11 protein-coding genes are annotated in these 14,400 nt (G+C 48.5%); 5 read left to right on the forward strand and 6 right to left on the reverse strand.

From position 1 onward, the window contains the following. Window positions 1-180 (forward strand): hypothetical protein (locus tag J7438_RS23350; protein WP_209278481.1); only part of this gene is annotated, 180 nt, incomplete at its 5' end. Between the two features lie 124 nt (window positions 181-304). Here the strand turns inward: J7438_RS23350 and J7438_RS23355 are convergent. Both J7438_RS23355 and J7438_RS23360 read right to left on the reverse strand, forming a co-directional pair. Beyond that, window positions 305-463 carry a hypothetical protein gene (locus J7438_RS23355; RefSeq protein WP_209278482.1) on the reverse strand — a complete coding sequence of 53 codons (159 nt, stop codon included), beginning with the start codon at window positions 461-463 and terminating at the stop codon, window positions 305-307. 134 nt (window positions 464-597) lie between these two features. Next, entirely contained in the window at window positions 598-1,464 is an 867-nt protein-coding gene (locus J7438_RS23360; protein WP_286196857.1) for a lysophospholipid acyltransferase family protein, read from the reverse strand. Between the two features lie 210 nt (window positions 1,465-1,674). On the opposite strand from J7438_RS23360, the gene J7438_RS23365 reads away from it, so the two are divergent. Together J7438_RS23365 and glnE are read left to right on the forward strand one after the other, a co-directional pair. Beyond that, entirely contained in the window at window positions 1,675-3,246 is a 1,572-nt protein-coding gene (locus J7438_RS23365; protein ID WP_209278484.1) for a hypothetical protein, read from the forward strand. A 91-nt stretch (window positions 3,247-3,337) separates the two neighbouring features. Beyond that, on the forward strand, window positions 3,338-6,316 hold the full coding sequence (gene glnE, locus J7438_RS23370) for a bifunctional [glutamate--ammonia ligase]-adenylyl-L-tyrosine phosphorylase/[glutamate--ammonia-ligase] adenylyltransferase (RefSeq protein WP_209278485.1): 2,979 nt from the start codon (window positions 3,338-3,340) through the stop codon (window positions 6,314-6,316). Between the two features lie 156 nt (window positions 6,317-6,472). On the opposite strand, the gene J7438_RS23375 is transcribed toward glnE, so the two are convergent. Further along, window positions 6,473-7,753: an MATH domain-containing protein gene (locus tag J7438_RS23375; protein WP_209278486.1), complete on the reverse strand. Its 1,281-nt coding sequence runs from the start codon at window positions 7,751-7,753 to the stop codon at window positions 6,473-6,475. Window positions 7,754-8,141: 388 nt separating this feature from the next. Here J7438_RS23375 and J7438_RS23380 point away from each other — a divergent pair, with 388 nt between their 5' ends. Further along, on the forward strand, window positions 8,142-9,068 hold the full coding sequence (locus J7438_RS23380; protein WP_209278487.1) for a branched-chain amino acid transaminase: 927 nt from the start codon (window positions 8,142-8,144) through the stop codon (window positions 9,066-9,068). A gap of 214 nt (window positions 9,069-9,282) precedes the next feature. Here J7438_RS23380 and J7438_RS23385 read toward each other — a convergent pair whose 3' ends face one another. Together J7438_RS23385 and J7438_RS23390 are read right to left on the reverse strand one after the other, a co-directional pair. Continuing rightward, on the reverse strand, window positions 9,283-9,687 hold the full coding sequence (locus J7438_RS23385) for a NirD/YgiW/YdeI family stress tolerance protein (RefSeq protein WP_209278488.1): 405 nt from the start codon (window positions 9,685-9,687) through the stop codon (window positions 9,283-9,285). Between the two features lie 128 nt (window positions 9,688-9,815). Beyond that, the gene (locus J7438_RS23390) at window positions 9,816-11,210 is read right to left on the reverse strand and encodes a hypothetical protein (RefSeq protein ID WP_209278489.1); all 1,395 of its coding nucleotides are present in this window, start codon (window positions 11,208-11,210) and stop codon (window positions 9,816-9,818) included. Window positions 11,211-11,449: 239 nt separating this feature from the next. On the opposite strand from J7438_RS23390, the gene J7438_RS23395 reads away from it, so the two are divergent. Further along, window positions 11,450-12,904 carry an aminoacyl-histidine dipeptidase gene (locus tag J7438_RS23395; RefSeq protein WP_209278490.1) on the forward strand — a complete coding sequence of 485 codons (1,455 nt, stop codon included), beginning with the start codon at window positions 11,450-11,452 and terminating at the stop codon, window positions 12,902-12,904. A 279-nt stretch (window positions 12,905-13,183) separates the two neighbouring features. Here the strand turns inward: J7438_RS23395 and J7438_RS23400 are convergent. Continuing rightward, window positions 13,184-14,400: hypothetical protein (locus J7438_RS23400; protein WP_209278491.1), on the reverse strand; the 1,217-nt coding region annotated here is incomplete at its 5' end.

Raw genomic sequence — 14,400 nt, forward strand, 5'->3', positions numbered from 1 at the left:
CAAAACGCCTGGCATTCAGCCTTGGAATGCAGAAAAGAAGACCCTCTTGGACTGAACGGAATTGACATTGACATTTGGGAATCGGATTCTGATTTATTGTCGCCGGATTTTGATTTATTTGCGACCGGGTCAGAACGAGTCAACAACCATGGCTGGCTTGAAGAGTTCCTGCAAGGATAAACCAGTTGTCACAGCAATTCACGTGCTCTCTCAATCTGGTAGCTGTCTCAAAAATCATGGTCTTTTCGGGAGTTCTGCAGATTCAATTTCTTCCAGTATTTTTTGGCAGCCCCTCGCTTGTTCTTCAAGCTGTGGAGCCTGCCTTCAAGCCAAAGCTCCACTTTTGCTGGTTTACGACAATGGGCTCTTTATTGGGTGGTTCAAACAGCTTCAGTAACTCTTGAATTCCGAGCTGCCCTGCCTCATTCAACGCTCGCTGCAATCCATCTTCAAGATTCAGCAAGTAGTCGTTAATAGAGTGTACTTTTGTTTCAATCAGTCAGAGAGAGCACCCTGATAGCTGATGTCATCAGACACATAATGACCTGAAAACATGGCTTTTAAATCAGAAAAGCCAACGCCTGGCAGGACAATGTACTATTCATCACTTTTCCGGCTTCGTTTCCAGCGACGATGGCTCCAGAGGAACGTTTCGGGCTGTTCATAAATAGAGGCCTGTGCAGCACTGACATAAGCATCAATAATCGGATGGTGATTTTTGTCTTTGGTATTTTCATAAGGAGGCAGAGCCAGCGTTTTAAATTCAAGTTCATAATAGCCGCGTTTAAGCCGTCGACACTGGGCAAAAAAGACCGGATATTGGGTCAGTAATGCAATTTTTTCCGCTCCAAGGTAAAAAGGCGCTTCTTTATTGAGATAAGGGACCCAGTAACTGCGCTCTCCTTCTGCCGGAGCCTGATCAGCCAGCATCACAAACAGCCGGAAACCATTTTTGCCCTTAAGAATATCCCGTCCGGCCTGTTTCATCGGAATGGGGCGGGAATGAAAGCGGCTGCGAATCTCATGGATAAACTGATTCCAGCCTTGGTGGTGCAAAGGCTTGTAAACCGGATCAATAGGCACACCAAGGTGTTGCGACACGCTATGGAGCATCCACTCCCAATTGCCCTGATGAATGGTTAGAACAATGATTGGCCTGGACCTTCCCCGGGATGCCGCCTCCAGGGCATCAGCGCCAACAATTGAGCAGCGTTCTTTAAACGCTTCTGCGCTCATGCTGTGAGCCTTGATCACTTCAAAGGCAAGGTCCGACAGATGCCGGTAGAACTGTCTGGTCACATCAGCAATATATGCCTCCCTTTTTTCCGGAAAAGCCTGTCGCAAATTCTTGCGCACAGTTCCTGTTCGATATTTGGAGAGATAAAAGGCGAACAAGTAAAAAAAATAGGAAATAATATAGATGACCTTAAAAGGAAGTCGGGAGATCAACTTGGCAAACAACATAACAAAACAGGCTCTTCCCTCTGAAACAAAAATGACCACTAAAAATAATAAACCTGAATATTATGAACTTTTCAAATTAAATATAATCAAATGCGCCTTATCTATTAAATTAATGAGATTATAAAACGCGTAAGTATGAATAGTATTTCATTGTTAGAAACACCGATGTTTAAATCTGCACTAGAGTCTAATAAAAAAATAACTCAACCGGTGCGTCATAATAATAAAGAAATTTCTATTGGGGGAGTTCGTCACACCTCTGCCCATCGCGCCGGTTACCGGTCAGTGGAAGAGATCCCCCTGGGCAAACGATCGATCAGTGATCCGGGCCCCATTCTTGTTAAGTGCAATAACAATGTATTTTGGGACTTATCACGTATTGACCTTAAATCGTTGCTCCTTCCGGGAACCTTTTTCGCCGACCAGTCAAAACATATTGTCGGTTTACAACTTGCCCGGCATATTGCCGAGATTTTTGCTCACGGCACAACCATGAAAGAGAAGAACATAAAAGCACTCACTATCTGTCAACAAGATCAATACAAGTTCTGCAAACTCAAACTGTTCGATTACCCTGCTCAATGTGTTTTTTTCGATCTGGTCGGCAGTAAACTCAGGCATTTGCTGTCTGAAGAGCTGGTTGCAGAGCTGGACGCAAAACAGCTCCAGGACTATTTACTGGTAAAGGAAGGTTTTATTAATCTCCAACTTACCACGGAGCAAAAAGCAAGCATTAAAAAGCAGGTCAAAGTGAGTGCCAGGGAGGATACGGAGACCGTATGCAACGCACAGAAATATCGATATTCTCAACCCGATGGCATGAAAGGGGAAATTTTTATCAAGGCCACAGCCCCTAAAATCCGGGGCGTGTTATTTAAAGTTCTGGGAGAACTGGCCCGGGGAGGTCTGCAATTGCGAGATGCCCCGGAGTTTATTGGCTATGTCCCTGCCGAGGTAGCCAACTCTCTGATAGAAAAATCAGGTTTTACCGACAGCACCTGGTCAGGCAACTTCCTGCACGGTAGATACTCTCATTTACTGGCACTGGCATTTCTCAGCAGAGAAGCCGGTCTGACGGCAACAACACTGAAAGCCGTGGTGGCCCATGGCCTTTGGGACGATTTATTGGACCAAAGCCCATACGCAAAAATAGATATTCAACAATTGGGGGATCATGAATACCTGATTCATGATAGAAATCCATTCACTGTGCCATTCAGCCCTTTCGCATTTCAGGAAATGCTTTGCACTGGTCAGGTTTCTTCTACCCTTCGGCAGATTGCAAAGTTAATTGCAGGACTCTCAGCTTGCGAATATGCCATGCTCACAGCCTCTTTTCAGGAGAAGGTTACTCCTGAAAGGCTCTTGACGATGGCTCAAAATATCCAACTGCTGGAGCACGTTATTGCCCTGGAGCACCATAACGACATATTTGAAATCAAACAGTATTTTGATATGCCAACCTTTGGACTTGTTCCCCTGGAGATTCTGGAACTAAGCAGCGGGTGGACACTGGGGCAATTCACAGCGTTCGGGCAATCCCATGAACTCTCGGTGTTTGCCGCCAAAAAAGCATTCAAACGGGGTGATAAAGTTGTTTCCGTCACAACGCATTTCGACAGTCCACTTTATCGACTGGTTGGCTACGCACCTGTTAATCAGCAGGAAATCAAGAAGCTTGAAGACTTTGATATACAACCGGCTTTTACCAGCTATGTTGCCTGGCCAGCAAAAAACCACCCTTGCAACCGCTTAAGACTTACTCAGGCTCCTGCTGTCTGAGAGCCGATCCAGGCAACTTTGAAAACGGGTATATGGCTATAGTCAAACCATTCTCATAAAATGACACCAGTAACCAGAAGAGAGCGGGTTTATGGAGTCACTCAGGGCACAACTCAGTCAACAATTAACTGCCTGCGGGGCACCTGACACTACTACGGAAATTCTTCCTGTAGAAATCAGGAACGTGGTCAATGCTCACTGGCAACAGTTTGTGGATAACAATCCGTCGTTTACTTTTCCTGGCACCCTTTTTCCTGACCAGAGTGATCAATTGAGTCCCGGGCTGATGGATCAGCTGATCCGTTGCTGGGCAGGCAGTGACTTTGCCGCGCAGCAGTGCATTCGTCACCCTCAGTGGCTTGCCAGCATTCTGGAAAATCATGACAAACTCCCTGATTTAGCCCAAACCCACCCGGAACGTTTACAAACAGCACTGGCAGCAGTTGAAAATGAGCAGGACCTGATCAAGGCTCTCAGACTTTACCGCAACCGGGAAATGCTGCGGATTATCTGGCTCGACCTGAATCGTCGGGTCAACATGCCGGAAACCACAGCGGATATGTCGGCCCTGGCAGATGCCTGTATTGATAGCGCACTCAACTGGCTATACCGGGACAGCTGCCAGACCATGGGAACGCCCTATGGCACAGATATCCCGGGGGAAGAACCGGTTCCCCAGAAAATGGTGGTACTGGGTATGGGCAAACTGGGAGCCAGAGACCTTAACCTCTCTTCAGACATCGACCTGATGTTCACCTACCCCTCTCAGGGAGAAACCCGTGGCAACAAAAAGGTCATTACTAATCAAGAGTTTTTTATCCGTCTTGGCCAGCGACTGATCAAGGTGCTGGATTGTCAGAGTGCCGATGGTTTTGTGTTCCGGGTTGATATGCGACTGCGGCCTTATGGTTCCAGCGGAGCCCTGGCCATGAGCTTTGCGGCGATGGAGCAGTATTATCAGGATCAGGGCCGGGACTGGGAGCGCTACGCCATGCTCAAGGCCAGGGTGGTTGCCGGAAACATGCTCGCAGGCCAGCTACTGCTCAGCCAGCTGCGTCCTTTTGTTTATCGTCGCTACATTGATTTTGGCTCCATCAGTGCCCTGCGGGAAATGAAGCAGCTGATCCGCCGGGAAGTGAAACGCAAAGGTATGGAGAGCAATATCAAGCTTGGGCCAGGTGGCATTCGTGAGATTGAGTTCATCATTCAGTCTTTCCAGTTGATACATGGCGGGCGTGATCGCAGTCTTCAGGAGCGAAACCTGCTGACGGTTCTATCAACGCTGCTGCGCAAACACTATTTTTCTCCTGACGAAGCCAATGAGCTGAAAGCCGCTTATATCTTCCTTCGTAACCTTGAACATGCCATTCAGGCCATTGCTGATCGGCAGACTCAGGATCTGCCGAAAAGCCCAAAGGCTCAGGCACGGGTCGCCTTCAGTATGGGGCAAAAAGACTGGTCCGGGTTACTGGGCAAGCTGGAAGAGCATCGTCACCAGGTCACCACTTACTTTGATGCGGTTATTGCTGATCCTGAAACCACAAATACCAAAGATCCTCATAGTGACCAGTGGCAAGCCCTCTGGCTTGGCCAACTCAGCGAGGAAGAAGAACAGCAGCTGATGGCCCGGGAGGGCTTCAAAAATGTCGATGCCTCATGGCAGCGATTGATTTCCCTGCGAGATAGCAAAGCCATTACCCGGGTTAGAAGGCAGAGCCGTGATCGTCTGGATAAGTTCATCCCGCTCCTGCTCAGAGTGGCCGCCAATGCCACTGAACCTGATACTTTTCTACTGCGAATTCTTCCGCTGATTGAGGCAGTACTGCGTCGGACCGCTTATCTGGTTCTACTGATCGAGAACCCTGCTGCGTTGGAGCACCTTGGCAAACTCTGTATTGCCAGCCCATGGATTGCTGAACAGATTGCCCGCTTTCCAGCGCTTCTTGATGAGTTCCTCAATCTTGGTGATCTCTATAACCCACCGGAAAAAGAAGCGTTGGCCGACGAGCTGCGCCAACAGCTCGCCCATATTCCGGAAGACGATCTTGAGAACCAGATGGAAGTTCTGCGCCACTTCAAAATGGCCCATGTCTTACGAGTGATTGCTGCCCAGGTGTCCGGCACCCTGCCTCTGATGAAAGAGAGTGACTACCTGAGCTGGATTGCTGAAGTTATTCTTGATGCCGTTCTGGCCATTGCCTGGCGAAACCTGGTCGAAAAATATGGAATGCCCCGGGATGCTGACGGCAACCTGTGTGATCCCGGCTTCATTATTGTTGGTTACGGCAAGCTGGGCGGTATTGAGTTAGGCCCCGGCTCTGATCTTGACCTGGTATTTATCCATAATGGCGGTACCAATAAAGAGACCAATGGACCCAGGGCCATTGACAGCACGACGTTCTTTACCCGCCTTGGTCAGCGAATCATCCATATTCTGACCACGCAGACACCCTCGGGTATTCTTTATGATGCAGACATGAGACTACGGCCATCCGGCTCTAAAGGATTGCTGGTCAACTCCTTCACTTACTTTGAGAAGTACCAGAAAGAGGAAGCATGGACCTGGGAACATCAGGCCCTGGTGCGTGCCCGTGTGATTGCCGGTGACCCAACGCTTGCACAGAAGTTTGCAGACCTCAGATCAGCTATTCTCAGCCAGCAACGGGATGTTAACAAACTCCGTGATGATGTTGTGGATATGCGCCAGAAAATGCGGGAACACCTGAGGTCAACATCATCTTCTGCCAATAGCAGTGAAGTCTTCCATTTAAAACATGACCCGGGCGGCATCGTTGATATTGAGTTTCTGATGCAGTTTGCCGTTCTGCGATACTCCAGCCAGTACCCGTCGCTGTTGAAGTGGACCGACAACGTGCGGATCTCTGAAGAATTGGAACTTGCAGGCCTGATGAAACATGACGACGCCCATCAGCTTCGGGAGGCTTATAAAACCTTCCGGTTCAGTATTCATCAAAAAGCATTACAAAACGAGACACCTGAAGTAGAAAATACCTCTGGCAACTGCCTGCGTCAGGCCGTTATGACTATCTGGGCAGACTGTATGAAATGAGCAGGAATCCACCGACAGTTAATTGATTATGTGTAAACTCTCAAGGGGATGGCCGCCCTGTGGATGGCTGCCCCGTGGAGCAATTTACACGCTCCTGTCTTTATGCACGCCTGCGTAAGCCAAAGATAAGGGTCGTGAGGGTTTTAGACAGTTCTGCTAATACCCACGGGCCTTCTCACCGAGGTTGATCCTGATAAATAGACTGCCACCCGGAAGAATGTGTGTAAGATCATTGATTGCCATAAATTTATCGCAACCAACACCTCTATTCATGCTCTCCGGTTTTTGGAAGCTTGGGAGCATCGGGTCGGGTTCAGATTTATATACTCCCAAAACTTCTTTTCCTTCCCCAACTATCTCAAAGGATAAAGTTTGATCGAATGGCCAAGTCAGAATTTCGTCATACATGCCTTTCATAATCGATATAAACAGACTGATGTGGGTGCCTTCTCCGTTACCATCGCCATATGGAAATAGTGTTGCCTTCATCCTGTATCCTTCCGGTGCCGAATAGAAAACCGGACTGTCGAACGATGTATTTATGCCTTCCCTTGCCTTTGCTATGGCTTCTATGAAGTTGTCTATTCTCCATAAAAACGTTCCATCCGTGTGCTGTTCCTGCAATTCCTTTAATTCCTTTATTTGAATTTCATATTCAGCGCAGGTCAAAGAGAGGTTTTCTACAGTGTTTTGCAGTTGTTCTACAGTTTTGTTCAGTTGACTGATTTCGTTAGCCTGCTCATCGTTTCTCCCTTGCAGACGTTCAAGTTCTTCCATGCCCGACATTAACAGCGTCTGAACCATACTTTTCTCATCTCCGGATCCAGTTTCTGAGAGGTTCTCAAATGCCATCAAATCCTCTGAAGCTGGATCTGGTCTCTGCGGTTCAATTACCGGGGCAGGAAAGCCCCGATGCTTATCACCATGGAAATGGTCAGGCAAATCGCTTAACTCTATGGGCTGAAGACATTCACGGCCATTAACGTGCTTCGCACAATATACTATTGTGCGCCGGGAAAAAGCGGTCAGATCTATAACCTCTTCAAAATTCTGGATATGAATGGGATCTGCATTTTGAATACACTTTAAATCAGCTACTAAAGTATGCCCCTTCAGTGGTTCGATCATTGAAGAGTCTTTTGGACGCACATCAATGATGGCCCTGTTACTGATCTTCCTGTGATGCAAAGGCCTGCCTTCCACGATATGTGATTTGTGCATCGAACAATGGCTACAAGACAAGTTCTTCTCAATTTTCTTTACATCTTGAGGTTTACATCGAAACTCTGCTCCGCTGGTTGTTCTGAGTACTTTACCGGACAAGTCTTGCTGCCGATCCGGATCATAAATCGTCACATCTCGAAGATTATGATCCCACCCATATTGAGGAGCATTGCTGCTGCCCGGTGGGAAACTTAAAGGGGTACCTTGGTTCATTAGCATAAGCTCCTGTTTAAATTTTTTGATACAGCTGATATGGCAATCGGTAGCTCGCCATAGATCAGGCAAGAGGCCCCAACTCAAATAGCCTGACATTTTGAAGAGCTATTAAACTACTTTATGTATGGCTGGTCGTCGAAATGACACTTTTCATTCTCTGACCACAAATTATTCGATTGGTTCAATTAGAAATGGCTGAATCGTTAGAATATTCTGAAAACATCTGAAACCTGTGAAGCTGGTTCCGGTAAAATCACAACGCTTGAGAATTTTGCAATCCCCTGCCGAGACGGACAATCACTCTTTGGCATCAGAGGAAAGTTGTGATCCAATAGTCACTTCAGACTCTTTCACCAACAAAATAATTTAGATCTGGAGTTTCCCGATGTCTTTCGCCGATCGTGATGGCGTTATCTGGTTAGATGGGAATTTAGTTCCCTGGCGTGAAGCCAAAACCCATGTGCTGACCCACACCCTTCATTACGGGATGGGGGTTTTTGAAGGTGTCAGAGCCTATAACACGCCAGAAGGACCTGCCATTTTCCGTCTGAAGGAACACACCGACCGCCTGTTTCGCAGCGCCCACATCCTGAGAATGGAAATCCCCTTCAGCAAAGAAGAACTGAACGAAGCACAGAAGCTTGTCGTTCGTGAGAATGGGCTGGAGGAAGCCTACCTGCGGCCAATGTGTTTCCTGGGCTCTGAGGGTATGGGGTTAAGAGCCGAGGGCCTTCAGGTTCACACCATGGTTGCTGCCTGGAACTGGCCTTCTTACATGTCGCCGGAAGCACTTGAGCGTGGCATCAAAATCCGTACCTCTTCCTATACACGACACCATGTAAATATCACCATGTGCAAGGCCAAAGCCAACGGGAATTACATGAACTCCATGCTGGCGCTGCGGGAAGCACTGGACAGTGGCTGTGAAGAAGCCCTGCTGCTTGATAACGAGGGTTATGTGGCTGAAGGCAGTGGTGAGAATGTCTTTATTGTGAAAGAAGATGGCATTCTCTATACCCCGGAACTGACTTCCTGTCTGGAAGGCATTACCCGGGATACCATCATCCGGTTTGCCAGGGAGCTTGGGCTGGAAGTCCGGGAAAAACGCATTACCCGTGATGAAGTATATATTGCCCGCGAAGCATTCTTTACCGGCACGGCTGCGGAGGTTATGCCTATTTGTGAACACGATGGGCGCAAGATTGGCTGCGGCAAGCGTGGCCCCGTTACTGAACAGCTTCAGTCCATGTACTTTGACCAGGTTCGTGGCAAACGCAAAGAGAACCCTGAGTGGTTGAACCATTGCTCTTAGGGTAGACATTAAGCGCCTACTCCTCTGCAAGTTAAAGATGGAACCACGAAGGACACGAAGAGCACGAAGGAAAAGAATAGCTCTTCTTTGTGCTCTTCGTGTCCTTCGTGGTTCCATCCGAAACCCCAATGAAAATGGAGGGATAAGCTTAATGTCCAACCTAAGAACCATTGCTAAGAGATGATGGCTAACTGTCTGTTAGCCATTCTGCACCCTACTTGCTGATAATTCGCAGAGACTTTACGTCTATTTCAACGACGGATACCCGATCAACATCCACCTCACCAATAATCTCTACTTTGGTAGTGGCAGTTATCGGTTGCGGTGGAAAGTCGTTATCATCAATATCCACTATGATTTCACCGGTACCATCGTTAAACAGGTAAGTCTCATGTTTAATTTTTCGGACCAGATTGCCCCTGAGGACTACCCGCCTGTCGTCTTGAGGATTCTTCAGGATAGCGGCGACGGTTGTCGTACCATCACCGGAGTCAGGTACGGTACTAACCCCTGATCCGGGGCCGATATAAGCCCCTTCAGCAACAAACACCGTGAATGCCAGCAAGACAGCGGAAGACCATCTGACTAACTTCTGCGAATAAACGCCGTAGAGTTTCATTACCGAGACACCCTGACAGTGACTTATATTCCAACTGAAATAATAGGAGAAAAAGTCGGTCTCGCCAGAGTTTTGCTGTCTCTATTGGATGTCAAACAACGAGAGCACAGCAGCAGGCAATCAACCACTTATTTTTTATCAATCCGATAAAGACCACAGACACCGATATGTTCCCCCAGGCCTTTAAATATCTCAGGAGGAAAGCCCGGTATAACCGGCATCATGGCTATTCCCATACTTGTTAATGCTTTGGAAGAGAAAAGCAATTCCTGATCACTGGCCTCAGAAATGACCAGCAAATTCTTACCTCCCCGATCAAACCAGGACTTAATAACCCGGGGAAGAAATTCATCAGCGTCCACCCAGCGCCCGTTATCCATGAAAACGGGCTGCGGCGCATCAAGTACCAATGCTGATGAGTCCATGTTACCACCAGTCGAGGCAAGTATTTTGGCAAACTTGTCGACGCTGACAAACACATCCGCTTTATTTACCCTGGTATAGGTGTTGTTCGGTGGATTGATATCAAAGCAGGTTGAGGGCATGCCTGCTTCCATCATACTTTTAGAAAAATAACCGGATCCCGCCATAGGGAAAAACAATCGGTCAATATTATTCGCTCTTAGATAATCGTTAAGGTAGTTTGCTGAGGCTTGAGAAATGCTGGCATAAATACGGAGTTCAGTTTCACGGTGACGAGAAATAATCGTTATCAATTCAATTAAACGGGTATTAGCAGGAACCCAATTACGCCTTAGAACTACTTGCTCCTTGTGATGAGACAGCTCTTCCCCATAACCGGAGAGTTGACGAAGGTTCATGACATCAAGACTATACATAGGCTCAGGAAAAATCATATTGGTATAACGAATTACTGAAAGCGATTCCGTACACAGCTCTCCCTTTAATAGCTTTGAAAGGTCCGTCAACTGGCTATAGAGAGCGTCCAGAATACCAACATTATATAGCAAGCTACGCTGATCAATATTACCGTTAATGCTTGAAAACTGATCACAATTATTGATCAGACGAAATGCTTCCTCTGCCAGGTTAGTGCACTTTGATAAATGCTGAAGAAGAGAAATTGCAATCAATCTATTTGAACCATGTTTACATTCAACCTTTTCTTGTAACTTTTCAAATAAAGATAATTTTTCACGATCTGATGTGGCATAGCATAGCTGCTTAATGAGGGCTGAATAGTCAGGATCACTATTTAAACCTTCTGCAATAGGGTGTTTGTGCAAATACTCCAATCGCAAGCCCGTATCGGCCGGTGAATAAGCAAAACCACCATCAGACGGCATAGAGACTGATCGGTCAACTACCGGAACATCTCGGGGGGATGAGTCCAAACCCATGGCATGGTCAGTTTGTGACGTTGTCTCAGCCACTAATCCATCTGTGGTAACCCGGGTTTCGCGATGATTGAATAAAACCTCCCCCAGAAGCTCTGTTAAATCATCAACACTCTGGTTGCTATCAAGTTGAGCACCTGATTGAGGCTTGGAGGTTGCGTCCAAAATAGTACATCCAGTCAATAACGTTTGTTGCACTTTTCAGACAGCTGTATTCCAGCATCGTTCCCTGAAAAATTGCGGACTCATCCGCAGGCTTGCCTGTTGCCACGATTAACGACTGTTTTGCACGATATAAAGGTAGAAAACCCTCATTGATGTTTACCTCCGACACCCTCACTATACGGCTACTGCAAATAAATATTCCGACACAGCAGTCAATATTATTAGTACTGGAGTCTTAAATGAGCGCTATCCACGAACTGCAGCCTCACGCACTATGGCAACACTTTTCCGCCATATGCGACATACCTCACCCTTCGTTCCATGAAGAACAGATTCGTGAGCATTTGATTGGCTTTGCCAAAGAGCACAATCTTGAGTGGCAGTCCGATGCGGCAGGCAATGTCATTATTCGCAAAAAGGCGACGCCTGGTATGGAAAACCGTGCTGGTGTTATTCTTCAGGGCCATATGGATATGGTGCCTCAGAAAAATAACGATACCGTTCATGACTTCACCACTGACCCCGTTAAAGCCTATATCGATGGTGACTGGGTGACTGCCGAGGGCACAACCCTCGGTGCCGATAACGGCATCGGTATGGCGGCAACACTGGCCGTATTAGCTGCCAAAGACCTGCAGCATGGTCCTGTCGAAGCGCTGTTCACCGCTACTGAAGAGACCGGAATGATCGGCGCTCAGGGGCTGCAGCAGGGTGTTCTGACAGGCAAGATCCTGCTCAACCTGGATACTGAAGATGAGGGCGAACTCTACATTGGCTGCGCCGGTGGTACCCGTATCGAGATCAATGGGGATTACACGACTGAAGCCGCTCAGGATGGATTGACCTGCAAAACCCTGTCCATTGCCGGACTCAAAGGTGGCCATTCCGGGTGTGATATTCATCTGGGCAGGGGCAATGCCATCAAATTGCTGGTTCGTGTCCTGCACCGTCTGGAGGCAGAAGGTGTGCGTATTGCCAGCCTGACCGGTGGTTCTCTGGCCAATGCCATTCCCCGTGAAGCATCTGCAGTCATTGCCATTCCTGAGTCATCACTGGTGGCTTGTGAGCAAATTATTGACCAGTGCAGCAATGAGCTGACTGCCGAATTGGCGGTGGTGGAGCCCAACCTGACACTGACTCTGAGTGAGGCTGCGCCCACTGCCGAGCTGATGTCTTTGCAGGATCAGCACCGGTGGGTAGCTGCGGTGAATGCCTGCCCAAATGGTGCCCAGAGAATGAGTGACTCCATTGCAGGCGTGGTAGAAACCTCTTTAAACCTGGGGGTTCTGACCATCAATGAAGGCAAGATCAAAGCCCATATCCTGCCAAGAAGTCTGGTTGGCAGCTGTAATGATGCCCTGAGTGATGCTGTCGCCGGCCTGTTCCGAATGCTGGGTGCCGAAGTCATCTTCTCCGACAGCTACCCGGGCTGGAAACCAGATGCTGACTCTCAGATTCTGGCTATTATGAAACGGGTCTATGCAGAGCTGTACGGTCAGGAGCCTGGCGTACAAGTGGTTCATGCCGGTCTGGAATGTGGCCTGCTGGGCAGCAAGTACCCAGAGTGGGATATGATCTCCTTTGGCCCAACCATCCGCTTCCCGCACTCTCCGGATGAGAAAGTTAATATCAAGAGCGTTGCCAGGTTCTGGGATCTTCTGGTGGCTACTTTGAAAGCGGTTCCGGAAGCGTAATGCGATGGTTGCAATATGTTTGTGACAGCGCCTGAACTGAACAGATTGATGAACCCTGTAGAGGGAAAACAGGAAGAATCAGCAGCAGCCTGATCGTTCTGACATTCCGGTGCTATGAAAAGGTGACTGTTCAGTGATGGTCGCCTTTTCTAATGGTTTCTGGTTTAGTTTTCGCAAGGGATCTTTCTATGGTGTGAATGTCCCAATACAGGGAACTGTCTGAATAAATAAGTTACAAACGTTTGTCCAGATCAGTTACTCTGTCAGTCAGTAACTGGCTCATTTCATTGTCTGGTGTGTAGGAACTCTCTGCCTGTTCATTCGTTTTCTAGTTCCCTGAATACCCTGTGATTTTGAAGTCTGCTGGGAGACGTTCTCATAAGTATTGCCGTCTACTGGAGCGGTAGAGCTGCTCTTTGCAGTCAGATGGGAAACATCCTCATAAATACTGTCGTGTACAGTGGTATTGGGTACCGCTGTTTCAATTGTTTGCGTTGTTGCTCCGGACTCAGTTGGTAGCTCAGCTACAGCAGCTGATTGCTGTTGAGTCTGGCGAAAAGTCAACGAATGCCTCAGCGCTTCTGATAAACCCCGTACCGAGTTGACCGCAGCGCTAGCCAGTTCTTTACCACGAGTAAGGGGTTTCATCGCCAGCTCCTGACCACGCAACCCCTCCCGGTAACCGGTAATCCATTGATAGGTTGAATAGCCGGCAATCCCCAATCCGCCCGCTTCCAAAAGGGAACCTATGGTAATTCCCACCGTAGCAGCGGTTGACGCTGTAGCGTCAATCCTGCTGTTTACCACCGTGGGGTTGCCAACTATGCCTCCATGGAAAACCCGCCCCGCCCCGAAGCCGGCGCGTGCATTTTTACCCGAGGTTTTGACCGTGCTGTTCATCACCGTGGTGTTGACAACCGTTCCTTCATTGTAAACCAACCCACCCCCGATGCCGGCGTGTGCATATTTACCCTTGGTTTTGACCGTGCTGTCCACCGCCGTGGTGTTGACAGCCGTTCCTGTAACCACACCCCCCCCGATACCGGCGAATGCAACATCACCCGAGGTTTCGACCGTGCTGTCCATCGCCGTGGTGTTGGCAACCGCTCCAGTAACCCACCCCCCGCCGATGCCGGCGTGTGCATATTTACCCCTGGTTTTGACCGTGCTGTCCACCGCCGTGGTGTTGGCAACCGCTCCTCCATAGTGAACCAGCCCCCCCCCGATGCCGACGTATGCAACATCACCCGAGGTTTCGACCGTGCTGTTCACCGCCGTGGTGTTGGCAACCGCTCCTCCATCGTCAACAAGCCCCCCCCCGATGCCGGCGTGTGCATATTTACCCTTGGTTTTGACTGTGCTGTCCACCGCCGTGGTGTTGGCAACCGCTCCTCCATCGTCAACAAGCCCCCCCCCGATGCCGGCATATGAAAGTTCACCCGAGGTTTCGACCGTGCTGTTCACCGCCATGGTGTTGGCAACCGTTCCTCTAACCA

The sequence above is a fragment of the Thalassotalea sp. G20_0 genome, from assembly GCF_017744175.1.
Classification (GTDB): Bacteria; Pseudomonadota; Gammaproteobacteria; order Pseudomonadales; family Endozoicomonadaceae; genus Endozoicomonas.

Excerpts from the sequence above, each read along its gene's own strand:
- J7438_RS23360 (WP_286196857.1), bottom strand. The coding sequence starts at position 1,464 with ATGTTGTTTGCCAAGTTGATCTCCCGACTTCCTTTTAAGGTCATCTAT.
- glnE (WP_209278485.1), top strand. The coding sequence starts at position 3,338 with ATGGAGTCACTCAGGGCACAACTCAGTCAACAATTAACTGCCTGCGGG.
- J7438_RS23375 (WP_209278486.1), bottom strand. The coding sequence starts at position 7,753 with ATGAACCAAGGTACCCCTTTAAGTTTCCCACCGGGCAGCAGCAATGCT.
- J7438_RS23380 (WP_209278487.1), top strand. The coding sequence starts at position 8,142 with ATGTCTTTCGCCGATCGTGATGGCGTTATCTGGTTAGATGGGAATTTA.
- J7438_RS23385 (WP_209278488.1), bottom strand. The coding sequence starts at position 9,687 with ATGAAACTCTACGGCGTTTATTCGCAGAAGTTAGTCAGATGGTCTTCC.
- J7438_RS23395 (WP_209278490.1), top strand. The coding sequence starts at position 11,450 with ATGAGCGCTATCCACGAACTGCAGCCTCACGCACTATGGCAACACTTT.